Source organism: Streptomyces hyaluromycini (assembly GCF_002217755.1).
In the GTDB taxonomy this organism is placed as follows: domain Bacteria; phylum Actinomycetota; class Actinomycetes; order Streptomycetales; family Streptomycetaceae; genus Streptomyces; species Streptomyces hyaluromycini.
Genome location: NZ_BCFL01000020.1, coordinates 526,624 through 549,254 on the forward strand (window position 1 = coordinate 526,624; position 22,631 = coordinate 549,254).

General features: G+C 69.2%; 23 protein-coding genes. 9 read left to right on the plus strand and 14 right to left on the minus strand.

The features are described from left to right. Positions 1 to 159 precede the first annotated feature (159 nt). The 3 genes from SSP29_RS24165 to SSP29_RS61265 all read left to right on the plus strand — a co-directional run bounded on the left by SSP29_RS24165 (position 160) and on the right by SSP29_RS61265 (position 3,010). Positions 160 to 1,275, plus strand: a complete 1,116-nt coding sequence (locus SSP29_RS24165; protein WP_089102845.1) for an alpha/beta hydrolase — start codon at positions 160 to 162, stop codon at positions 1,273 to 1,275. 117 nt (positions 1,276 to 1,392) lie between these two features. After that, positions 1,393 to 2,268 (plus strand): helix-turn-helix transcriptional regulator, encoded by an 876-nt coding sequence (locus SSP29_RS24170; protein WP_245883181.1) that lies wholly within the window; start codon positions 1,393 to 1,395, stop codon positions 2,266 to 2,268. 277 nt (positions 2,269 to 2,545) lie between these two features. Continuing rightward, the gene (locus SSP29_RS61265; protein WP_150134808.1) at positions 2,546 to 3,010 is read left to right on the plus strand and encodes a hypothetical protein; all 465 of its coding nucleotides are present in this window, start codon (positions 2,546 to 2,548) and stop codon (positions 3,008 to 3,010) included. Here the strand turns inward: SSP29_RS61265 and SSP29_RS24180 are convergent. The 12 genes from SSP29_RS24180 to SSP29_RS24230 form a co-directional block, all read right to left on the minus strand. Next, entirely contained in the window at positions 2,965 to 4,281 is a 1,317-nt protein-coding gene (locus SSP29_RS24180; protein ID WP_245883182.1) for an aldehyde dehydrogenase family protein, read from the minus strand. The two genes, SSP29_RS61265 and SSP29_RS24180, sit on opposite strands and share 46 nt — an antisense overlap. A 253-nt stretch (positions 4,282 to 4,534) precedes the next feature. After that, the gene (locus SSP29_RS24185) at positions 4,535 to 4,984 is read right to left on the minus strand and encodes a nitroreductase/quinone reductase family protein (protein WP_245883184.1); all 450 of its coding nucleotides are present in this window, start codon (positions 4,982 to 4,984) and stop codon (positions 4,535 to 4,537) included. A 261-nt stretch (positions 4,985 to 5,245) separates the two neighbouring features. Next, positions 5,246 to 6,151, minus strand: a complete 906-nt coding sequence (locus SSP29_RS24190; RefSeq protein WP_089102847.1) for an AraC family transcriptional regulator — start codon at positions 6,149 to 6,151, stop codon at positions 5,246 to 5,248. A gap of 243 nt (positions 6,152 to 6,394) precedes the next feature. Next, the gene (locus SSP29_RS58600) at positions 6,395 to 6,547 is read right to left on the minus strand and encodes a hypothetical protein (RefSeq protein WP_167449993.1); all 153 of its coding nucleotides are present in this window, start codon (positions 6,545 to 6,547) and stop codon (positions 6,395 to 6,397) included. 176 nt (positions 6,548 to 6,723) lie between these two features. Beyond that, entirely contained in the window at positions 6,724 to 8,313 is a 1,590-nt protein-coding gene (locus SSP29_RS24195) for a GMC family oxidoreductase (RefSeq protein WP_089102848.1), read from the minus strand. A gap of 88 nt (positions 8,314 to 8,401) precedes the next feature. Beyond that, positions 8,402 to 8,809: a nuclear transport factor 2 family protein gene (locus tag SSP29_RS24200; RefSeq protein WP_089102849.1), complete on the minus strand. Its 408-nt coding sequence runs from the start codon at positions 8,807 to 8,809 to the stop codon at positions 8,402 to 8,404. Between the two features lie 440 nt (positions 8,810 to 9,249). Further along, on the minus strand, positions 9,250 to 10,167 hold the full coding sequence (locus tag SSP29_RS24205; RefSeq protein WP_218036917.1) for an SDR family NAD(P)-dependent oxidoreductase: 918 nt from the start codon (positions 10,165 to 10,167) through the stop codon (positions 9,250 to 9,252). Between the two features lie 162 nt (positions 10,168 to 10,329). After that, positions 10,330 to 11,265 carry a TIGR03564 family F420-dependent LLM class oxidoreductase gene (locus tag SSP29_RS56215; protein WP_089102851.1) on the minus strand — a complete coding sequence of 312 codons (936 nt, stop codon included), beginning with the start codon at positions 11,263 to 11,265 and terminating at the stop codon, positions 10,330 to 10,332. Next, positions 11,262 to 12,227 carry an SDR family oxidoreductase gene (locus tag SSP29_RS56220; protein WP_089102852.1) on the minus strand — a complete coding sequence of 322 codons (966 nt, stop codon included), beginning with the start codon at positions 12,225 to 12,227 and terminating at the stop codon, positions 11,262 to 11,264. The genes SSP29_RS56215 and SSP29_RS56220 overlap by 4 nt, the downstream gene beginning before the upstream one ends. Before the next feature lie 5 nt (positions 12,228 to 12,232). Then, positions 12,233 to 13,108: a sulfurtransferase gene (locus SSP29_RS24220; RefSeq protein WP_089102853.1), complete on the minus strand. Its 876-nt coding sequence runs from the start codon at positions 13,106 to 13,108 to the stop codon at positions 12,233 to 12,235. Positions 13,109 to 13,284: 176 nt separating this feature from the next. Then, complete coding sequence (locus SSP29_RS24225; protein ID WP_089102854.1) at positions 13,285 to 14,058, minus strand: 3-oxoacyl-ACP reductase family protein; 774 nt, start codon at positions 14,056 to 14,058, stop codon at positions 13,285 to 13,287. Then, positions 14,055 to 15,197 carry an alkene reductase gene (locus tag SSP29_RS24230; protein WP_089102855.1) on the minus strand — a complete coding sequence of 381 codons (1,143 nt, stop codon included), beginning with the start codon at positions 15,195 to 15,197 and terminating at the stop codon, positions 14,055 to 14,057. Before SSP29_RS24230 ends, SSP29_RS24225 begins: the two co-directional genes overlap by 4 nt. A 146-nt stretch (positions 15,198 to 15,343) precedes the next feature. Here SSP29_RS24230 and SSP29_RS24235 point away from each other — a divergent pair, with 146 nt between their 5' ends. Next, complete coding sequence (locus SSP29_RS24235; RefSeq protein WP_089102856.1) at positions 15,344 to 15,949, plus strand: TetR/AcrR family transcriptional regulator; 606 nt, start codon at positions 15,344 to 15,346, stop codon at positions 15,947 to 15,949. Positions 15,950 to 16,252: 303 nt separating this feature from the next. Here SSP29_RS24235 and SSP29_RS24245 read toward each other — a convergent pair whose 3' ends face one another. Then, on the minus strand, positions 16,253 to 16,846 hold the full coding sequence (locus tag SSP29_RS24245) for a TetR/AcrR family transcriptional regulator (RefSeq protein WP_089102858.1): 594 nt from the start codon (positions 16,844 to 16,846) through the stop codon (positions 16,253 to 16,255). A gap of 186 nt (positions 16,847 to 17,032) precedes the next feature. Between SSP29_RS24245 and SSP29_RS24250 the strand changes: the two genes are divergently transcribed. From SSP29_RS24250 to SSP29_RS24270, 4 genes are all read left to right on the plus strand, one after another. Then, positions 17,033 to 18,508: an MFS transporter gene (locus SSP29_RS24250; RefSeq protein WP_089102859.1), complete on the plus strand. Its 1,476-nt coding sequence runs from the start codon at positions 17,033 to 17,035 to the stop codon at positions 18,506 to 18,508. 1,063 nt (positions 18,509 to 19,571) lie between these two features. Beyond that, positions 19,572 to 20,087 carry a TIGR00725 family protein gene (locus SSP29_RS24260; protein ID WP_089102861.1) on the plus strand — a complete coding sequence of 172 codons (516 nt, stop codon included), beginning with the start codon at positions 19,572 to 19,574 and terminating at the stop codon, positions 20,085 to 20,087. Continuing rightward, positions 20,084 to 20,581, plus strand: a complete 498-nt coding sequence (locus SSP29_RS24265; RefSeq protein WP_089102862.1) for a RipA family octameric membrane protein — start codon at positions 20,084 to 20,086, stop codon at positions 20,579 to 20,581. Before SSP29_RS24260 ends, SSP29_RS24265 begins: the two co-directional genes overlap by 4 nt. 272 nt (positions 20,582 to 20,853) lie before the next feature. Next, a complete protein-coding gene (locus SSP29_RS24270) occupies positions 20,854 to 21,072 on the plus strand; it encodes a hypothetical protein (RefSeq protein ID WP_089102863.1) in 219 nt (72 codons plus the stop codon). On the opposite strand, the gene SSP29_RS24275 is transcribed toward SSP29_RS24270, so the two are convergent. Next, positions 21,042 to 22,079 (minus strand): hypothetical protein, encoded by a 1,038-nt coding sequence (locus SSP29_RS24275; protein WP_089102864.1) that lies wholly within the window; start codon positions 22,077 to 22,079, stop codon positions 21,042 to 21,044. The genes SSP29_RS24270 and SSP29_RS24275 overlap by 31 nt on opposite strands. A 146-nt stretch (positions 22,080 to 22,225) precedes the next feature. Between SSP29_RS24275 and SSP29_RS56225 the strand changes: the two genes are divergently transcribed. Then, positions 22,226 to 22,489 carry a helix-turn-helix transcriptional regulator gene (locus tag SSP29_RS56225; protein WP_089102865.1) on the plus strand — a complete coding sequence of 88 codons (264 nt, stop codon included), beginning with the start codon at positions 22,226 to 22,228 and terminating at the stop codon, positions 22,487 to 22,489. The last annotated feature ends 142 nt before the right edge of the window (positions 22,490 to 22,631 follow it).

The following is a 22,631-nucleotide window of genomic DNA, read 5'->3' on the forward strand; positions in this document are numbered from 1 at the left end:
GGGGCGGCCCTCTCACGGCCCTGCGCCACCAGCCCGTCGGCCATGTGCCCACCAGGCCCTGTGGGTGGTACTGGCGTCACCACTTTTAGCGCTCCGAACTGCGAAAACGCCGCCTACGGTTGACCGAGTAGGGGCCAGAGCAAATCTGAGGAGCTGCAAATGTTCGAATACTTCCCGAAGAACTACATGTGGTCGGGAGCGGTCACACTGTCGATCATGGCCGGTGGAGAGCTGGGACAGATCCACCGCGCGATGGCTCCACTACGCGACACCGAACCGGACGCGGACGCGTGGGCGAATGCCTGGGACGGCGCAGGCGCGTTGCAGGCCGAGCTCGGTGAGACGGAGCTGCAGCTCGGACTGCGCCGCGCGGCAATCGCCCGGTTCCTACGCGCGTCCACCTACCACCTGACCGGTGAGCGGCAGACCCCGCCGGGGCCGGTGAAGACGAACAGCTACCAGCGCGGTCTCGCGGCGTTCACGAAGGCTGCCGCACTCATGGACCGTCCCCTGGAGCGGGTGGAGGTGGAGTCGCCGGACGGGATCCTGCCCGGTTACCTCATCCCCGCCCGCGATGTCGACGGCCCCGCGCCGGTGGTGATCTTCTACAACGGCTTCGACGTCACCAAGGAGCTGCTGTACGGGTTCATCCGCGATGAGTTCGCCGACCGGGGCATCGCCTGTCTCGTGATCGACACGCCCGGTACAGGGGAGCCGCTGCGGCTGCGCGGTGTGCCGTCCCGACCCGACTACGAGGTGCCTACTTCTGCGATCGTGGACTACCTCGTCACGCGCCCGGACGTCGACCCCGAGCGGATCGGCCTGCTGGGCATCAGCCTGGGCGGCTATTACGCGCCGCGCGGCGCCAGCTTCGAGCCCCGTGTCAAGGCGGTGGCTGCGTGGGGCGGGGTGTGGGACTACGGCGCGGTATGGCAGCGCCGCTGGGAGACGGCGTCGAAGAACACCTCGGTGCCGTTCTGGCAGCTGCCGTGGGTGATGGGCACCGAGACGATGGAGCAGGCACTGGAGCGGGTCCGGGAGTTCAGGCTCGCCGACGCGATCCCCCGCCTGACCCAGCCGCTGCTGATCGTGCACGGCGCGGACGACAAGGCGATCCCGCTGTCCGACGGGCAGCAGGCATTCGAGGCCGCAGGTTCGAGCGACAAGCAGCTGATCGTGCTCGACGGCGTGAACGGCGGCGCGGAGCACTGCAACACCGACGACCCCGATCCCGCGCGTCAGGCGATTGCCGATTGGTTCGCTGACCGGCTGTGACTGCCCAGCACTCGACTCCCGTGGCACGGGGCTGGCGGCAAGCCGCCGATTGCCGCCAGCCCCGCTCAGGCAGCCGATGCAGGCCAGGGCATCGTGCCCAACCGTAGGATCGAAGCTGTGGCGGCTTCGACGAACGAGTTCGGCGCGACGCTGCGCGGGTGGCGGGACCGGGCGGCCCCTGAGGAGTTTGGGCTGCCCACTGCCACGCACAGGCGGGCCCGCGGCCTTCGCCGCGGGGAACTCGCGCGCCTGGCCGGCGTGTCGACCGACTACCTCGTCCAGCTTGAACAGGGCCGGGCGAGCGCGCCGTCGGTCCAGGTCCTGACCGCGCTGGCCCGCGCCCTTCGCCTGACCGACGCCGAACGCGAACACCTGTTCCGGCTCGCTGGACACTTGGTCCCCGAAGACAAGCCCATCGCCGGCGTGCTGCCACCCAGCACGCGCCGGCTGGTGGAGCAACTTTCCGGAAGCCCCGCAGCCGTCTACGACGCGCGGTGGAACCCGGTCGCGTGGAACGCGATGTGGGCCGCAGCGATAGGCGACCCGCTGGAGCGCCCCGAACCCGAACGCAACATGGCGTGGCGACAGTTCATGGAGCTGCCCACACACGTGGTGCGCACACCCGACCAGCAGCACGAGTACGAAGAAGCCATCGTCGCGGACCTGCGGTCGAGCTCCGGCAAGTACCCGGCAGACCAGCGCCTGGCGCAGCTGATCAGCGACCTGCGCGAGGCCAGCCCGAAGTTCCACAGCCTATGGGACCTGCGCCGCGTCGGTCTCTACGAACAGGAACACAAGACCATCGACCACCCACGGCTGGGGGTGCTGCACGTGGACTGCGACATCCTCACCACACACCGCAACGACCTCCGGGTGGTCGTCTACACCGCGGCTCCCGGAAGCCCGTCCGCCAAGGCCCTGGAGGAGCTCAGCGCCAGCCGCGCCGACAACCTGCGCCTGATAGACCTCCCCCCAAGAACAAGCGCGGGATGAGGCCGATCTGCGCCAGGAGCACTGCACGGCACTAAAGGGCGCGGCTCCCGGCCCCGGCGGTCGTGATCGGTGACGGCCGGATGGCCGCTGTGAGCCTGGCGGCCTTGCCCTGCTCGCCGCGGCGCCGGAACCTGCCGAAGCGGCATCTCCCAGCACGCCCGGTCAGTCGCTCGGGAAGCAACGCCTCGGTGCAGTTCCGGCTGCTCGGAGGCGGCCGAACCGGACGTGCCTGCCGGTGTGAGAGCCCCGTGTAGCGCGCGATCTGGCCGTCCGCGCCGTGCTCCAGGCACGGCGGCGTCGCGCCTGCCCGAACACCACCGCGCTACAGACCGAGAACCAGAACCCGGAGGAGACCATGGCCAGCCCACACCACGCTGCCGCCACCCGATGGAACACCACCCGGAGCCGCTGGGAGACCACCGCGCGAGGCCGCGAAGTCCTTGCCGACCCGTGCATCAACAAGGGCACGGCCTTCACCGAGGCCGAACGCGAGGCACTCGACCTGGTCGGGCTGATCCCTCCGCGCGTGCTGACACGTGACCCGCGCGCGTACGCGGAATGCTTGGCCCAGGCAAGCCACGAGTACCGCCGACCGCGCGGGGTCTACCTGGATTGCGACCGGCCCGAGGATATCGAACGCTCGCTGGCCCTCTGGGCACGGCCCGTCAACCGGCGCCGCCACCGCGGGCATACCCGTCAGGCCATCACAGACCGCGGTTCGAGGAAGCCCTCAAGACCGTAGGTGCCATATTCCCGCCCGATGCCCGACTGCTTGAATCCCCCGAACGGGGACAGCGGCTCATAGCCACCGTTGATCGCCACCCGGCCCGCCTGGAGCCGCGACGCGATGCGATGGGCTCGGGCGGGATCTGACGAGAACACGTAGGCGTGCAGGCCGTAGTCCGTGTCGTTGGCGATCTCGACGGCGTGGTCCTCGTCACGGTAGGTGATGATCGACAGCACCGGCCCGAAGATCTCCTCGCGCGCGATCGTCATGTCGTTGGTGACGTCCGCGAACAGGGTCGGTCGCACGAAGTATCCGTCCGCGAGGCCCTCCGGGCGGCCGGGTCCGCCGACGACGATCCGGGCACCTTCCTCGGCACCACGACGGATGTAGCCCTGGACCCGCTCCCACTGCCGTTCGCTCACCATCGGACCGATGGCGGTCGCCTGGTCGCCCGGGTCACCGGCGGGGAAGTCGGCCATCTTCGCCGTGGCGACGGCGAGCATCTCGTCCAGCCGGTTCTCCGGGACGAGGATGCGGGTGCCGGCGACACACGCCTGGCCGCTGTTGGCGAACCCGGCCATGAGCGCGCCCGTGACGGCTTCCTCGAGATCGGCGTCGTCGAGGATGATCGACGGAGACTTCCCGCCGAGTTCGAGCGTCAGGCTCTTCATCGTCTCGGCCGCCTCACGGAAGATGATCTTGCCGACCGCGGTCGAGCCGGTGAAGGAGATCTTGGCGACGTCAGGGTGACGGGTGATCGCGGACCCGACGACATCGCCGCGCCCCGTCACGATGTTGAAGACACCTCGGGGCAATCCGGCCTCGTGGAGTGCCTGGGTCACGACATGGGTCTGCGTCGCGCTCATCTCGCTCGGCTTGATGACGACGGTGCAGCCGGCCGCCAGCGCGGTCGCAAGCTTGTCGCAGATGATGAACGGATCCGAATTCCACGGTGTGATCAGGCCTGCGACGCCGATCGGTGCCATTTCCACCGTCGCTTTGCCGACACGCCGGGTGAAGTCGAAGCCCTCCAAGGTCGTGATCATGTCGGCGATCGCACCGGGGGCCGAATCGACCATCCACGCGTTGCGCACCGGCGCGCCGTACTCCAAGAGGACGGCATCCGCGATGTCGCTCCTCCGCGCGGCGACCGCGGCCTGCAGCCGGCGCAGCGCGTCGAGACGCTCTTCCCTCGATGTCGCGGACCAAGCCGGCAGCGCACGCTTCGCCGCCGCGACGGCCTCCGCGGTATCCACCTCGTCGGCGAGCCGGACCTGGCCGATCACTTTCCCGGTGGTGGGATTGAACAGGTCGGCGAGTTCCGTGCCGTGCGGGGTGACGAACTCACCGTCTATGTAGATCTTGTCGATCACGTTCTCGTGCATGGTGCTCTCCTGGACTTGTTCGCCGCCGAGACCCACGGAGTGGGCGACGGTTGTCTGATCAGCGGCCGCCGCGCCCGGTTGGGCGCACGTCACGGCCCGAGCCCGCACAGCAGGGTTGGCTGCGCCCGGCGTCCCTGATCACTGATGGTTCGTGCTATCCGGCTGGTGTTGAGGACGCTGTCCGCAACTGCTCGTCGTCGAAGACGATCTCGACCAGTGGGCTGCCCGCGAACCACTCGTCGAAGTGCTGGCGCCGGCGGACCCGTGCCGCCATCTCGGGCCGGTTCTGCAGGTCGAGGACCGCGGTGATCACCAGCCGCCGTGTCGGCTCGTCGACCGGTGCCGCGGTCGCGGGCAGGTCGGCCGTGACCCCGTGTTTGAGATGCACGACGAACCGCGGATCAGCCCGCAGGTTCGCGTACCAGTTGCGAGGTCCGGGCATGCCGGTCAGGTACCAGCGGCCGTCGACGCGGTGGAACCAGATCTCGATGCGCCGCGCGATGCCGCTGCGTGCGCCCAGCGTCGTGATGTCGATCGTGTGCGCGGTCGCCGATGAGTCCGGTCCGATGGCAAGGGCGCGGTAGACGGCGTCGTCCACGGTCACAGCCCGGTTCGCCGATCCTCGTCGAGAGGCGCGTCCCGGTCCTCGATTCGGGACCGGCCCGGCGTGCGGCACTTCATGGTTCTCTCCCTCGGAGGTGGTCGGAGGGCATTCGGTAAGTGGTCAGCGACCTTCATTACCCGCCTCCTGCTACGTCCCGAAATTCATGGAACGTTCCGGTACCTCCATGGAAACAATGGAGCGGGCGCCGAGCCAGCAAGATCCTCTCGCGTGGTTGCACAATCCTCTTCGCCCAGGCGGCTCTTACGGGAGCACCGCGGCATGCGGACCGGATCCGCCACGCAGGCGCATCGCATCAACGCTGGGCGGGGCACCGAACTGGCGCCGGTATTCCCGGCTGAACTGGGCCGGACTGTCGTATCCGACACGGTGACCGACGCCGGTGATGTCGTTCGGATGGTTCGCCAGCAGCAATCTCGCGGCCTGCAGCCGGATGTGTTTCTGGAACTGGATCGGGGTCATCGCCGTTACCGCCTGGAAGTTCCGGTGGAAAGCGGAGACGCTCATCCCCGAAAGCTGTGCCACTTCCTCGACCCGGAACGGCTGGGTGTAGTTCTCCCGGATCCACCGCACCGCACGTCCGATGTGGCTCAGGCTGCTGTCGGCCAGGCCGAGCTGGCGCACGGCGTCACCTTGTTCCCCGGTCATCAGCCGCCAGAGGATCTCACGCTTGACCAGCGGGACCAGTGCCTTCCGGTCCCGCGGCCGGTCAAGCAGGCGCAGCAGCCGCACGACGGCGTCGAGCAATTCGTCCGGGGCGTCACTGACCGCGATGCCCGGGTGTGCGGTGCCGGGGGACCTCGACAGATCCCCCGGCTCGAACTGCAACAGCATCTCCGCGATGGCGGCGGGTTCCAGAGTCATCCCGAAACCGAGCGTGGGGCGGCCCGGGGCGGCCTCGATGAAATGCCCCGTCACCGGGAGGTCGACCGAGGCGACGAGGTACTGACCGGCGCCGTACTCGTAGACGCGGTCTCCCAGTGCCAGACGCTTGCGGCCCTGAGCGATGACCGCCAGGACCGTGCCGGACATCGCGGACTCGGGCGGCACGGCGTGGTCGGCCTTGCAGATCCGGACGCCGTCGATGGCAGTGGTCAAATCGGGACGCACATGCCGTTCCAGCAGGTCGCGAAGTTCACCCAGAGACATGTTCCGATTCCAGCACAGGACCTGCGGCGACTCCCGCCGGCAAGAGGAATGTGCAAGAACTCGCGAGTTTCGTCGTAGCGTCCTTCACAGGTATTCCGGACAGTCCGCAGCAGGCGCCTGCCCTCCGCATCGGCCGGCTCGCGCACGCGCACCGGCTCGGCCACGCCGAACACTCTGCCCCGAGCACGCCGGTCCGCGTTGTGGGCAGCCTCTCCGCGAGGGCACTGAGTATCCTCTCCACCGCTACTCGGTATCGGCCCGGCCGCGCTCGGTCAGCAGGCTTTCGATGCGTTGGACGATCTGCCGCATCGCGGTTGGTGGTCCTCTGGCCACGACCGCGAGCGTCTCACCGGTCTCACCCCAGGTGCGGTGCACGGGGTCAAGCGCGTGGTCCACGGCGGACCCGGCCCCCCGGAGCCGGACCTGCCCGATGATCTACGCCATGGTCATCGGCCGCCGACCGGCACGAATACCCAACTCGCCATTCATACCAGACCCGTGACCTGCGAATTCACGATGCACACCGCTCACTGGACCATTCAGAAGCGCGATCTCCGAGTACTTGCGGGGACTTACACCGAAGACTGCGCGGACGGCCTACTGGTCGTTTCGTCGAGAAGGAACTGGACGGCGGCTTCCCCGATCATCACCGTCGGCGCGTTCGTGTTGGCCGAGGTGATGGACGGCATGGCCGAGGCGTCGGCGATGCGCAGGCCGTCGACGCCTCGTACCCGTAGCCGGGCATCAAGGACGGCTTCCGGACCCGTTCCCATGGCACACGTGCCAGCTGAATGGAAATACGGAAGGCATGAGTCCCGCAGAAAAGTTCTGCTCTGTTCCTGGGTCATACCGTCAAGGGGGGCGACCTGGCGTCCGATAACTTCCCGATAGGCTGGCTGGGAGACGATGTCCAGACCGAGTTCAACACTTGCTGCCAGTGCGTCGACATCAGCCTGTTCTGTCAGGAAGTTCGGCTGGATTTCCAGCGCGCCTTCTGGACTGTTGTCCAGAAGCCTGAGATATCCGCGGCTTGCGACTCGCATCAGGCCTGGGATGATACAGAAGGAATTTGAGGGCGGAGGAAACACGGCCGACACTTCTGGTGAAAGATAGGGAATTTGCACAGAGACGAACGCCAGATCCGGTACTGCGAGGTTCGACGCGCTCTTCCAGAAGAACATGCTTCCCTCTAGGTTATTGTTGGCGGGAGGCAATGTCTTCTTTGCCTGGAAGCACAGTCCAGCAAGTAGAGGGTGTTCCTGAAGATTCTGTCCGACTCCGGGTAGATCGGTGACAGTCTTGATGCCGAGTCTCTTCAGTTCCTCAGCCGGCCCGACCCCAGACAGCATCAGAATCCGGGGGCTGTCTATCGCGCCGGCGGAAAGGATCACCTCGGTAGTGGCATAGGCTTGGTGCACACGCCCTCCTTCGAGGAACTCCACACCGGTGCAGCGGCTCCCGGAGAAGACCAGCCTCTGGACGCGGGCCTGCGTGAGGAGAGTGAGCCGCGGGTTGCCGAGGAGGGGCTTGAGGTAGCCGTGCCAGGAACTGAGTCGCTGCCCGTCACGGACATTCATGTTCACTGGCCCCGCTCCGAGGGGTTCGGGCACATTGGCGTCGTCCAGGTAGGGCATTCCATAGGAAAGGGCGCTATCGATCAGGGCTTGAGCGACAGGGTGCAGATTCTTGGCTCGTTCGACTCTTATAGGCCCGTCGGCCGCTCGATAGGCATTCGAGCCATCCTCCCAGTCCTCGGCCCGTTTGAAGTATGGGAGGACGGACTCATAGTCCCAGCCGGGGTTACCGGCAGCCGCCCAGCCGTCGTAGTCGGCCCGGTTCCCGCGGGCCCACACCAGTGCATTAATGCCGCCAGAGCCGCCTACCACCTTTCCGCGCGACAGAGGTATGGTGCGGTTTCCGGTGTGCGGGTTGGGGGCGTACTCGTAATTCCAGTCGTACTCAGAGCCGATGTTCTCGACCCAATGGGAGGGGTTTGTGAGACTTGCGGCATCATCACGGATTCCCCCGGCCTCGAGCACGAGAACCTTAGCGTCCGTGTTTTGCAGAAGCCGCCCGGCAACGACGCAGCCCGCCGAGCCGGCACCTACGACGATGTAATCGTATTCCCGTGCTCCGCTGGCGTGAGTTTCGAGGAGACTCATTGGTCCACCCATTCTGAAATTTGATGGTGCTGTGCTCGGAGGGTCGGCGTGCTGAATGCGTGCGCGGCGAGTTGCCGCGCGAGGGGTGTCAGGGCTCGTTGGGGAACGCGGTTCCGTACATGGGTAGACCGCTGGCGGAGTTGGTGCGGGAGGCTTCGTCCTCGATGACGTCCCAGTGCTCCTTGAGCAGGCCGTCTTCGATGCGGACGAAGTCGACGGCGATCCAGGGCCTGGGCTGGCCATGGCCGCTGAACCGGCCGCGGACCATGACCATGTCGTCCTCGGCCATGGTGAAGTCGATCTCGTGCCTGAAGTGCGCGGGCAGGCTTTTGATCAGGTCGAACAGCCCGTCGCGTCCGGGGCCGATGTGGGCGCTGTGCTGGATGTAGTCGGGGGACCAGTAGCGTTCGGCGGCGCTGTAGTCGCGCCGGTTGAACAGGGTGTCGAACGCTGCAACGACAAGGGCCCGGTTCTGCTCGGGTGTGGTGGTGGTCACGGGTTCTTCTCTCTCCAGGTGGGTGTGCCGGTACGAAGGGTGTGGTGGAAGCGCCCGTCCTCCGGGTCGGCGCAGGCACTTGAGGTGTCGGCCGGCTCCGGGCGGCTTCACCCGCCGGCTCGACCATGGGCACCGGGATCTCAGGTCGGCCTACGGCCCGGTCCGTCGCGTGGTCGGCGTCGCGCATGTCGGTGGTCTTCTGCCACCTGCCTTGTTCCGTGGGGTGATCTCGTCCGCCCGGCGCAGGACCGGGTGGCCTCCAACTCGGCGGACACAGCGACGCTGCCCCGGCCGGCGGTGCACTGCAGCACCGGCCGGTGCCGGCAGCGTCACGCCCTGCGCGGGCCCGCCCGCCCCTGCGTCCGCCGCGCGGGCTGTGTGGGAACCAGCAGGACTCCCTGCTGTAACTCCATCGGACCGTAGAACTCAGGGCCGGGACACTAGACCGGGTATGACACACCGGTCACCCGCTCCGATTCCGCCCACAGGCCGTGTTGCAGGACTGCGTCATGGGATTTTTTGCTTGACTTCACCCGCACGGGGCGGCCTCTGCCCTCGAGGAACCCGTCCGGGCCGTAGAACTCCCCGCCCTGCACGTCCGGATCGGTCGCCGCGCGCAGTGTGGGCAGCGCGCCGCGGTCCGCGCTCTGCAACAGCCACGGACGGATCACGGCGGCCAGGGCGCGGACGGGCAGAGGTGAGTTGCGCATCAGTTCTGTGTCGGCGATGCCCGGGTGGGAGGCGATGGCGATGGTCGAGCCCTTGCCGGCGAGCCGGCGCTGGAGTTCGTAGGTGAACAGCAGGTTTGCCAGCTTCGACTGACCGTAGGCACCTCCCCGGCTGTAGGTCCGCCGTTCCCACTGGAGGTCCTTCAGGTCGACGTCGGCCTGGACACGGTGGACGATGCTGCTGACAGTCACCACCCGGGAGCCGGCGACCGGCAGCATCCGCTCCAGCAGCAGCCCGGTCAGCGCGAAGTGGCCGAGATGGTTGGTGCCCAGCTGCATCTCGAAGCCGTCGCGGGTGGTGCTCTTGGGCGTGTACATCACCCCGGCGTTGTTGATCAGCAGGTCGATCGTGGGGTATGTGGCCTGCAGCGCGTCAGCGGCGGTGCGAACGGATTCGAGTGAGGTCAGGTCGAGGGGCTGCACGGTGACGTCTGCCCCGGGAGCGGCTGCGGAGATCCGGTCGGCGGCTTGTCTGCCCTTGCCCGCATCCCGCACCGCGAGCACCACCGTCGCGCCATGCGCGGCGAGGACCCGGGCGGTGTCGAATCCGATGCCGGTGTTGGAGCCGGTGACCACGGCGACACGGCCGGACTGGCCGGGAACGTCTCTGGCGGTCCATTTGTCGTTCACGATTCCTCCAAGGGCCTGGCCGGGCGCCGGCCGGGGCGGTTGATCGGTGGCCTGTGGCCTGCTGCTGGCGGATCGAAGGAGGGCCGTGCCGTCGCCCGGTTGCGCCGCAGCCTCCCCAGTGCTCGCCGTCCTCGCCGGGCGGCCGGCGAGGACGGCTCGTGGTCAGCCGGCCAGTTCTCCGGCGAGGCTCCAGGTGCGCTCCCGGTCCGTCTCTCCCGCCAATTCGGTGTGGTAGAGCGTGATCTCGGTGGCACCCGCATCGAGATAGCGGCGCAGCCCGGCGGCCACCGTGTCCTCGTCGCCCGCCACGACCAGCTCCGCGGCCCTGTCCACCCCTTCCCAGGCCAGCACCCGCTGGTGGGAGGGGATCGTCTCGTAGAAGGCCAGCTGCTCGGTCGCCGAAGCCATCACCTGCTCGACCTTGCCGGTGACCACAGCAGGGACGGTGACGATGATCCGGGGTGACGGGCGGCCCGCGTCGGCAGCCGCCTGTGTGAGCGCGGGGACGATGTGCTGCTCCAGTGCTCTGGGACCGGCCAGGAACGTCACGGTGCCGTCCGCGAGTTCGCCGGCGACGCGCAGCGCCTGCGGTCCCATCGCGGCCACCACCACCGCGATGGCCTGCTCGGCGCCGGGCACCGCGGTGGGGCCGAACGGCTGCGAGGTCACTGTGGCACCGTTGAATCCGGTGTCCGTTCCCGCGAGCAGCGGCCGTAGCGCGCTGAGGTACTCGCGCAGGTGGGTGATCGGCGGCGGATAGGGCAGGCCGTAGGCGGGCTCCAGCACATGCTTGGCGCCCAGCCCGATGCCCAGGTGGAACCGGCCGCCGGTGGCCGCTTGGGCGGTCTTGGCCGCGGACGCGAGGAGCTGCGGATGCCGGGGGAAGATCGGAACGACCGCGGGGCCGACGCGGATCCGGGTGACGGCCCGGCCCACCGCGGAGGCCATCGCGATCGCGTCGTAGCCGCCCAGCTGCGGGAACCACACCGAGTCGAGGCCGAGCCGTTCGGCTTGGGAGCCGAGCTCGATGGCGCGGTCGACGACGTTGCCGGTGGCCGCGGCTGCATGGAGGGCGGACAGCGTGACGCCGATGTTCACGAGGTTCCTCCGTGGAGACCCTCGCGCTGGGCTGCCGGTGCGGGCCGGCTGGCGAAGTAGTGGCCCTCGCCGAGGTCGTCGATGAGCCCGGGGCGGGTGGGCTGCCAGCCCAGGAGGTCGCGGGTCAGCGCACTGGAGGCGGGATTGTCGACGGCCAGGAAGGGGGCCAGCGGGCCGAAGTGTTCGGTGGCGTCGCCGGCGGGGACGGAGAGCACCGGGAGTTCGAGGTGCCGCCCGATCACCTCGGCGATGGCGCGGGTCGGCACGCCCTCGTCCGCGACGGCGTGCAGCCTCGATCCCGCCGGGGCGTTCTCCAGAGCCAGGAGGAACGCGTGGGCAGCGTCGAGCCGGTGCACGGCCGGCCAGCGGTTGGAGCCGTCGCCGATGAACCCGGAAACTCCCCTGGCCCGGGCGATGGCGATCTGGGCCGCGAGGAATCCGTGGTCCCCGTCGCCGTAGACCGTCGTGGGAAGGCGCACGGCCGACGAGCGGACGCCGCGCGAAGCGAACGACAGTGCGGCCTGCTCCGGGGCCGATCGGACCCGCAGCCCGACAGCAGGTTCGGGACTGGGCGCGTCGGCTTCGGTGCCCACCCGCCCCGGTTCGAGCACGAGGGTCACGGAGGCCATGACCAACGGCCGGCCGGAGCCGGTGAGGGCCTCGCCCAGCGCCCCGACGGCGCGTAGGTCCGCGTCGACCGCGCCCTGGAAATCCCCGGAGAGAGCGAGGCCGACGTTGAAGGCGAGGTGGATCACGCCGTCCGATGCCTGGGCCGCGCTGCGCAGCGCGTCGAGATCGTCGAGATCGCCACGGTGTACTAGGGCCCCGGCCTTGGTGAGGGCTGCGGCCGAGGCGTCCGAGCGGGCGAGAGCGGTGACCTTGTGGCCCGCGCTGATGAGCTCGGGGATGAGGGCGGAGCCGATCCAACCGGACGCGCCGGTGACAAAAACGCGCGTGCTCACTGCTGTCAGCCTACTTCCAGGGGGAGTTCGGGGTTGTTGGTCCACTGCTCGAGCGAGCCGTCGTAGACCGCCACATCGGATTCGCCCAACAGCGTCAGGGCGAGCGCGTCGCTGGTCGCCGCGATCCCGACGCCGCAGTAGGTGACCTTGCGGCCGGGTCGGGACAAGACGTCGGCGAACATCCCGCGGAGTTCGCCGGGCAGCTTGAACGTGCCGGTGGCCGGGTCGAGCAACGCGGCCATGAACACGTTGACGCTGCCGGGGATGTGGCCGGGACGGGCGAAGTTGTCGGTCTGCGCTGCGTGGTGGTCCTGCGGTGAGAGGCTGTTGATCAGGCACGCACCGGCACCTGCGTCGACCACCCGCTTGACCTCGTCGAGCTCGGCGAACAATTCCGGACGCGGCTCGCCGGCGAACTCGGCCGCCGGGTAGCTCTCCAGGCCGGTCGCGGTCGGCCGCCCCTCGGCGGTCCACTTGCCCAGTCCACCGTCGAGCACCGCGGCGTTGTCGAAGCCGCCTGCGCGCAGCAGCCACCAGACCCGGGTGGCCCAGTGCGGCTCGCGCGCGTAGACCACCACACGGCTGTCTCGACCGACGCCCAGCCGGCCGGCCGCCGCGGCGAACCGCGCCGGGGAGGGCTTGGTGAGTGTGCCCCCATCCGGCTCGGACAGGTCGTTGATGATGTCGGCGAACGCCGCGCCCGGGATGTGCGCGGCAAGGTAGTCGTCGTGCCCGGGGCGCAGACTCCACCCGGTGTGGCCGGGCTCGGGCCCGACCAGCTGGGTGGTCGCGTCCAGTACCCGCAGATCCGGGTCGCCGAGGTGCTGTGCGAGCCAGTCGGTGGAGACCAGCGGGCGGGGCAGGACTGGCCGATTCGTCACCACGTCACTCCTTCCATGGGATAGATCGTTCACCGGGCAGCAGGGCTGTCCTGTCTGCCCGGCGGACGGGTTCGGTGCGGGAACCGTTGCCGGTGCCCAGGCCGGTAGACCGGTGGCCGCGAGCCGTCGGTCGGATGTGGCCGCCCGCAGCCGCTAGAGGCTGCGGCGCCAAAGGCTCACAGGGCGTAGCCGCCGTCGACGTTCCAGGACGCGCCGGTCACGAAACCGGCCTCGGCTCGGGCCAAGAACGCCACGGCATCGGCGATGTCGCGGGGTTGGGCGTAGTGTCCGACCGCGGTCATCGCCCGGATGGCGTCGGCGAACTCCCCGGAGTCGGGGTTCAGGTCGGTCTCCACCGGACCGGGCTGGACGGTGTTGACCGTGATGCCACGGGGACCGAGTTCACGCGCCAGGCTGCGGGACAGCCCGGCCACCCCGGCTTTCGTGAGCGAGTAGACGCTGACACCGCCGATCGGGGCCCGGTCGGCCAGCACACTGCCGATGCTGACGATCCGCCCGCTCGCACCCAGATACGGCAGGGCGGCCTGGATCGCCACGAACACCGCCCGGACGTTGACGGCCACCAGCCGGTCGAAGTCGGCCAGCGAGAACTCCTCCACCGGCGCCACATGAGAGACGCCCGCATTGTTGACCAGGACATCGAGGCCGTCGAACCGCTCGACGGCTCCGGCGACCGCCATGCGGACCGCCTCGGGCTCCGCGCTGTCGGCCTGGATTGCCCAGGCCTGGCCGCCGGAGCCGGTGATTTCCTGCTCGAGGCTGTCCGCCGCGCCCTTGGCTTCCCGGTACGTGAATGCCACGGCGGCACCGTCGGCCGCGAGCCTGCGGACAATGCCGGCGCCGATCCCCCGGGAGCCCCCGGTGACCAGCGCCCGCCGGCCTGCGAGCGGGGCGACGGCGATGTCGTCAAGCCGCGCCGGCCCAGTCATGACGCCCCCTGTGTGACGGCCTCGAGGGCCGGGTAGTCGCTGTAGCCGCGCGCACCGCTGCCGTAGACGGTCTCCCAGTCGATCTCGGCCAGCGGGGCGCCTGCGGCGAGGCGCGCGGGCAGGTCAGGGTTGGCGATGAAGGGCCTGCCGAACGCGATCAGGTCGGCGTCGCCGGAGGCGATCAGCGCGTTGGCGCGCGCGACGTCGAAGTCGACGTTCGCGATGAGCGTGCCGCCGTACAGGCGGCGGAAGTGGCGGAACATCCCGTCACCGGCCAGGGCATCAAGCGGCGTACCGGTCAGGTCGCGGGTGCCGCCCATCATCAGCAGGTGGGACAGGCCGTAGTCGTTCAGGCGGCTGACGGCGTACTCGGAGACGGGCAGCGTCTCGTCGTTGGCCTCGAACGGGCCGGTCTCGTGCATCGGGCCCATCTTGACGCCGGTCCGCTCGGGGCCGACGGCCTCGGCGACGGACTCCACGACCTCCAGGAGCAGGCGGGCCCGGTTCTCCACGGATCCGCCGTACTCGTCGGTGCGCAGGTTGGTCGAGCGGTTGAGGAACTGGGCGATCAGGTACAGGTAGGCGGCCAGGATCTCCACGCCGTCGAACCCGGCGTCGTGCGCGTTGCGCGCCGCGGTTGCGTAGTCCGCGACGGTCTGCCGGATCTCGGCCCGGGTCATGGCGCGCGGGACGACGGTCGGCACGCGCCCGGCCGCGGTGACGCTCTCCTGGAGCGGGTTCACGGCGGAGGCCGACAGCGGCGTGCGCCCTCGCAGCAGGTCCGGGTGCGAGATCGACCCCAGGTGCCACAGCTGCGCGATGATCCGCCCGCCCGCGGCGTGCACGGCGTCGGTCACCTGGCGCCAGCCGGCGACCTGCTCCGCGCTCCACAGGCCGGGGCTGCCCGCCCAGCCGAAGCCGTCCGGGCTGATCGCGGTGGCCTCGGCGACGATGAGGCCGGCGCCGGCGCGCTGGGCGTAGTGCTCGGCGAGCAGCCCGGTCGGCGCGTGCTGGGCGTTGTCGGCCCGCATCCGGGTGAGCGGAGCCATGACCAGGCGGTTGGGCAGCTCGAGCGGGCCCATCCGGTAGGGCTCGAACAGCCGCTGCCGGCCCGTCCGGGAGTGCGGAATGGGGGACATAGCACGCTCCTCGCAAAGACAATGTCGTTCGACATCGTTCTACGCTCAAGCCCTCCTCATGTCAATGTCGACCGACATTGTCCTATTGATCCCATCGGGCTAAAGTCGAGGTGACGCAGGGGGTCGGGGCGAGATGGGATGGGTCCGTGGGTGTGACACGAGAGAAGGCTGCGGAGAACCGGGAGGCGATCATCGCCGCCGCCGAGGGGCTCTTTCGTGAGCGCGGCGTGGACGCGGTCGGTCTCGTCGAGCTGATGAAAGGCGCGGGGCTGACCCGGGGCGGGTTCTACAACCACTTCGCCTCGAAGGGTGCGCTCGTGGACGAGGTGATCACCCGCGCCATGGCGCGCGGGCTCACCGACATCGACTGCGCCGCCACCGCTTCGGCGCAGCGGGGCACCGACGCGCTCACCGACCAGGTCGACTACTACCTGTCGCCAGACCATCGAGCGGACATAGCGCACGGCTGCCCGAACGCCGGCTTCGCCGGCGACGCGCGCCGCTTCGACCCGGCCGCCATGTGCGACTACGCCAAAGGCCTGGCTGCGAACCTCGAGCGTTTCGAGCAGATCGTGCGGGACGCGACCCGGATCGAGGAGCCGCAGAGGGTACGCGCCCTGACACTGGCGACGTTCAGCCAGATGGTCGGTGCCCTGCTGCTCTCACGGGCCGTCGCCGAGTCCGCCCCCGGCCTCTCCGACGAGATCCTGGACGCGGCCCGGGGCGACCTTCGTCAGCGCATCGCGCGATAGCCGGCCATGGACCAGTTCGGCTGCATGAGTGCAGGGCTGGGCCCGGAGCCGTTCCCAGGGTGTGCCCAGGAGGTCTTCGCCGCCGCGCTCAGCAGCGCCGGGATCGGCGAAGACCGTCGCTGGAATGCGCTCGCTACGACCCTCGACATCGCCAGGGTCAACCCGACGCGAGTGCCTTGGCCGGACTTCCCGCTGCACCCCGTCCAGTGCGGCGCGGCGTCGAGGACCCCGTTGAACTCTCGCTTCCGTAACGTCAACAGCCGCATCGTTCTCCGGATCCGATGGCGGTGCCGGGCATTTCAGTCACGTGCTCGGCCAGGCCGCCAGCGCGAGGTCGACCATCCGGAACAGTGCCGCCCGTCCGCTCCCGCCGCTGGCCTGGACTGCGATGCCGTTACTCAAAGCGACGATGTAACCGGCCAGGGCCTGGGTATCGACATCGGCAGGCATATCGCCGTCCAGTTGCGCACGGTCGAATCGCTCACGGAAGGCGTCCACCCCAGCCTCCCGCCGGCCCGCAAGGTCGGTACGGAGGGCTGCTCCGGCATCGCTGCAGGCCAGCACGGACTGGACCGCCATGCACCCGGCCGGACAATCCGATGACGTGAACGCCTCCACGGACCCTCGAAGGAAGGACTCGGCCACCTCCCGGGCGGTCGGGAGTGCCAGCGCCTTTCCCGCAAACGCTCCGGGGCCGGCCAGGTAGCGCTCCAGCGCCGCAGTGAACAGCGCCTCCTTGTTGCCGAACGCGGCGTAGATGCTGCGGCGGTTGATGCCCATCGCCTCGGTGAGGTCGCTCATCGACGTACCGTCGAAACCGTGCTCCCAGAACAGCCGCATCGCGATGTCGAGGACCTCATCCTCGTCGAATGCGCGTGGCCTGCCTCGTTGCGTCATCCCCAATCCGCCTCCTTGCGGGAACCCGTGAACTCCTCATATGGTAACCGAACGATTCGGTAATGGATACCCTGGCGGCTCGCGGCCGGGGCCGGGGCCGGGCCAGTGATGCCCGGGTTGCCCCTGGGCGCCAGGCGTAGTGCTGCCCCATTAAGTAAACGAACTGTTCGATACTCAAGGAGCATCATGACCGAACACAGTGGAGCAGCCCCGGCATCCGGGGCTGCCGACATTTCCCCGCGGCGGGCCTGGACGCTGGTGCTCGCCTCGCTCGGGGTGTTCATGACGGCGCTGGACACGCTGGTGGTGACCACCGCGCTGCCGGAACTGCGGGTGTCGTTGCACGGCAGCCTGTCCGACCTGGAATGGACGGTGAATGCGTACAACTTGTGCTTCGCCTGCTGCCTGTTGACGGGGGCGGCGCTCGGTGACCGCTTCGGGCGGCGCCGGATGTTCAGTGTCGGCTTGGGGGTGTTCACCGCCGCCTCGGCTGCTGCGGCACTGTCCCCGACGGTCGGCGCGCTGATCGCGGCACGCGCGGTGCAGGGGGCGGGGGCCGCGATGGTGATGCCGCTGACGCTCACTTTGATCAGCACGGCCTTCCCCGCGGAGAAGCGGGGCATGGCTGTCGGGATCTGGGGCGGCATCACCGGTCTCGCCGTGGCCTCGGGCCCGGTGGTGGGCGGAGCGGTCGTCCAGGGGATCAGCTGGCACTGGATCTTCTGGCTGAACGTGCCGATCGGCGTGCTGCTGATCCCGCTGGTCGCCTCCCGGCTGCGCGAGAGCTACGGACCCAGCCCCCGCCTGGACGTCATCGGGCTGGCCCTGGCCGGCGCCGGGTTCTTCGGCGTGACCTGGGGCCTGGTACGGGCCAACGCGGCGGGCTGGAGCAGCGGCGAGGTCATCGGCGCACTGGTCGCCGGGGCCGCGCTGGTGGGCCTCTTCCTGCGCTGGCAGACGCGCGCGCTCGCGCCCATGATTTCGCTGGCGATGTTCCGCAGGCGCGGCTTCGCCGCCGCGAACGGGGTCAGCTTCTTCCTCTACGCCGGGCTGTTCGGCGCGTTGTTCCTGATGGCCCAGTTCTTCCAGTACGCGCAAGGGCTCACCCCTCTCCAGGCCGGGTTGCGGCTGCTGGCCTGGACGGCGGCGCCGATCGTCGTCACGCCTTTGGCCGGGCAGTTGACCGACCGGTTGGGCAACCGGCCCTTCCTGATCGCCGGGATGCTGCTGCAGACCGCAGGGCTGGCCTGGGTGGCGACCATTGCCAAGGTGCACACCGGCTTCACCGAGATGGGTATCGCGCTGGCCGTCGCCGGGGTCGGCACCTCGCTGGTCTTCGCCACGGTCTCCAACCAGGTGATGGACTCCGTGCCCAGTGACGACGTCGGCATTGCGTCCGGCACCAACAGCGCCATCCGGGAGATCGGCGGGGTCTTCGGCGTCGCGATCCTGGCCTCGGTCTTCGCTCGTCCCGGCGCCTTCACTTCCACCGCGGTCTTCCTGGACGGCTTCCGCCCCGCGCTCGCGGTCGCCGCCGGCTTCTCCGGTCTGGGCGCCCTGATCGCCCTGGCCGTGCCCCGCAAGGCCATCGGTAGTCCGCTCGCCTCGTCGCAGGATCATCTCGGGGTGGTCCACGGCGGGGCCGTATCCGTCGAAACGTGAGGTCACCGCGGCACCAGCCGCCGCGAAGCGGCCGAACCGAAGGCCGACCAGCTGGTGCGCTGGTCACCAACGTCGCCGAGGTGGATATGACGCGGCGGTTGATGCTCGCGGTGCCGGGTTTGTAGGCCTCATCCTCAACGGCAATGTGATCGCCGTTGAGGATGAGGTCGTTGCGAGGTTCGGCGTTGAGGGTCATCAGGTCATCTGGGCCGGTTCCTCCTGGGCTGGGGTGGGCGGCGGCGTCCACTGGCGTCGGAGCCTAGCCAGCCGAGACTTCCCCGCCCAACCGATTACTCACCGTGCACGCTCTATGGAACTTGTGCCAGACCCTTGAAGTGGCTCCGGCTGTCGGCGCGAGGTGGCCCCACAGTCGTCTCCTGGTGGCATGATCACGGCATGACTGCAGTCATGCTGCGGACGATCCGGGCCGCCGCGGACTGGTCATCGTGGATGCCCTGACCAACCAGTGGGGCTACGCCAGGACCCATTCCGGCGGAAAGATCGTCTGGGCGCGCATCGCCGCCCCTCACCCCTGACACCTCGTCCGTGGCGCTCTGCGAGCGCGGCTGCTCCGCGGGGTCGACGGCCAGCTGGTACCGGATGGACGACAGCACTCACGCCACAGGGAACCCATGCTGGTTCCCGTCTTCCGGGCAGTCAGCGCAAGGATCCGGGTGGCCGGACCGGCCACGGACGGTCGGTGGCACGAGCTGCGGCAGGACAATGCCCCGGAAACGGACCGGGCGGCACAAGCCCTGCTCGACTCCCCGCTTCTTCGACGTCGTGCACGCCACAGCCCGGCTCGCCCCGGGCCTCGCCGCCACCGTGGTCGGCAGACGGACCGTTCCTGCTCTCCAGCACTGGCGCAGCGCGTACCGGAGTTGAGGACATACTTCTCGGCCAGCACACCGGACACACGCCGTCCACGCCGTCTGTCGCTCGCCCCGTCGGCCCGCAGCTGCATGCGTGACGCGAGCGAGGTGTGGGTACGTCTGCCCAGACCCATCGCTGCTTCAGCATGCCCGCAGCATGCACGGCGCACCATGCGGCAATGGAGAGGTGCATGGTCGATCCTGTACGCCCCGTCCCTCCGTACATCGCCGTGGTCGGGCCCGGCACAGCCACCGCTCATGAGGCATCTCTGGCCCGGCACGTGGGGGCCCTGCTGGCACAGCACGACGCCGTCGTCGTCTGCGGCGGGCTCGGCGGCGTGATGGAGGCCTGCGCCGAAGGCGCCAGTGCCGCCGGCGGGACCGTCGTGGGCGTCCTTCCCGGCTGTGACCGCACCGTAGGGAACCGGTACCTCACGCAGGTCCTGGCCACCGGGCTGGGTGAACTGCGCAACGGAGTCCTGGTCAACAGCTGCGACGCCCTCGTCGCCGTGGGCGGCAGCTGGGGCACCCTCAGCGAGATAGCCCTGGCCCTGCACGCAGGAAAGCCGGTCGCCTCGCTGCACGGCTGGGGTCTTCCCTCACAATCCGTCGCATCGCCCGAAGCCCGCTTGTTCGTCGAGGTGTCCACGGCCGCAGAAGCCGTCCAAGCAGTCCTGCCGCCTGTCCCGCAGGGCGATGCCGGATGACGGCGCCCGAACCGGTCCCCCCGCCTGCTGCCCCGCCGCTTCCCGAGTTATGGAAGGCCTACGAACTCGCCCAGCAGCACTACGACGCCGACCTGGAACTGCACTCCAGCCGCATGAACCTCTTCCTGGTCGTCCAAAGCGCCCTGGTGGCCTTCGTCGCAGGCCAGCGCGGCGCCGTCGACCGGCACTGGCTGGCCTTCTTCGGTATGACCCTGTGCGTGGGCTGGCTCCTGGTAGCCCTCAGTTCCTATCAGTGGATCAAGACATGGCGCACCCACATGTCCACCCTCGGGCAGCAGATCAAAGACACCAGCGGCGTGGCTCCCTCGAGCCTGCTGTTCGACCACACCCACCGCCACAACGCCGTCGCAGCAACCGGAGTCTTCTCACGCTGTCTGGAATGGTTCTCCTGGCACGTCCGTCCCACCCTGATCACCTGCTGCCTCCCTGCCCTGTTCCTGGGCGGCTGGATCTACCTCAGCTGCACCACCTGAACCCGCGTGCCTCCGCACCCGCGCCAACAGACAACTCCGCGTCGGGCTTTCCCCACACGGTCGGCCAGTCTCGTCGCGCAGAGACCTCCGGCTGTCTCCCTGCGGATGTCCGCTGCCGAGCTTCTCCGCAGTGCTCCTCGAGCGCCTCCGGCAGGAACGGCAGGTGACACTCGGAGGGGAGCTTGTTGGTGTACGGAGTAGTGGCTGGTCTGGTGTGTTGCTGATGTGCTGAGAGGCGGGGTGAGTGGATTGAGTGGGGGAAGCTGGGGCGCGTGAGCTGGGGTTATTTGTTCTGTGTAGAGACCAGCGACCACCTCGAAGCGGCTGAGTTCGTCACCGGTCTCTACAAAGAGCTCGGCTTCGACGCAGTCGACGCGAGTCCGCTCAGCGCGTCGTGGCCGCTTGAGCACCCCCGCCCCGCGTACCCCATCTTCCCGGTGACCAAGGAGCAGTTGTTCACCTACCTCGCGACGGCCAGGCGCGCGGCCTGAGGATCGAACCGCCGGCAGGTCCACTGCAGGTCCCCCGAGTCCGGGCAGACCTGCCATGACCTGACCAGTCCGGCCCGGGCCAGCCGGTCGAGCGTGTCAGGCAGTTCCGTGGGGTGCGCTCCGCAGGCGCGTGCCATCTGGTCGAGGTCGTTCAGGCCGCACCCGGTCTCGGGGTCGGCGTGTGATGCGAGGTAGACGGTGGCCAGTTGCGGCAGGGGGCCGATGCCCCCTGCCGCGGAAGGGGAGCCGGCGCGCAGCGCCCAGTCCGCGGCCTGCATGCGGTCGGGGCGGGCCGGGGCCTGGCTGAACAGCGTGGCGTCGAGCAGTTCGGCGACGACCACGCCGGCGTGTCCAGGGGTGATGCGCAGCCAATGCGCGCGTTCCAACTCGCGCCATGAACCTGGGGAGTTGAGACGAAGGCTGCGCAGGACACCCTGGGGCAGCCGGACTTGCAGGGTGGCGTTCGCTCGCAGGGCGCACTGCAGGGCGAGCAGGCGCGCGGCGGGCGAAGCACCTGGCGGAAGTGCGGCGGCCAGGTAGCTGAGCATTTCGCGTACGCGGGTCTGCTCGCCCGGGCCTCTGGGCTGCCGCTTTCGCCGCCGGGCAGTGGGCAGCCGCCGCAGCGTGCGGGCCAGGGCGGTGTCAGGCACGACGGCGGCCTGGGCAGTCGCGGCGGCGCAGGTGCTGCAGGCGTCGGCAAGTCGCCATACCCGTCCGCCGCGTTCGCAGGCGAGGAGAAGGCGGACGGGGCCGTCGCAGCCACGGTGGCGGCGGTGCCAGCGGCAGCCGCGTTCATGGCACTGGCAGATCCTCAGGTGGGGTGGGACGAGGTCGCTGCGGGCGTGGCGTGCGAGGTGGGTGAGGGCCGCCGAACGAGCGGAAGCCGCGGTGACCTCTCCGCCGGTGTGCAGGCACTGCCGGCACACGAGGACGAGCCCGCCGGGGTGCGGGCGCAGTTCCACGGTCCATGCGCGCGGCATCGCCGCACAGGGTGTGCGCAGCCTCATGGGCGCGTGCTCCTCCTGTCGTTTTCAGCGCTGGCCTCGCCTCGGCCGAGGGGCAGCCGCCCACGGTATGCCCGCCCGCCGCCGCCTGCGAAATAGGGCAGAGGTATGCACTGACAGGTCGAGGGTATGCCCCGTCGGATGGGCGGGTGACGATCTTGCCGCCCGATCCGGACCTCAACGCGCTGCGGTTGAAGCTCGCGCGTCTGCGGGCCGCGCGCGGCTGGAGCTACGACGAGCTCGCCGCCCGTAGCGGCCTGGCCAGGCGCACTCTCATTGAGATCGAGCAGGGCCGCACCATCGGCACGCTGAAGACCTGGCACGCTCTCGCGCACGCCCTGGACACCCCGTTCGACGAGCTCTTCAGCACCCTGTGCCGCGGGCACGACCTGCCCGGCCCGGCCCAGGACTGACGCCTTGCCCGGGCGGCCGCACGGATCACCCGAACCGGCGAGACCATCTCGAATGCGCGTCCGGGCGTTCGCACTTCAGTCTCATCATGTGAGGCCGGCCGGGCGAACAGACAGCACCGCTGTCGCGGATTCGGTGTGTCGG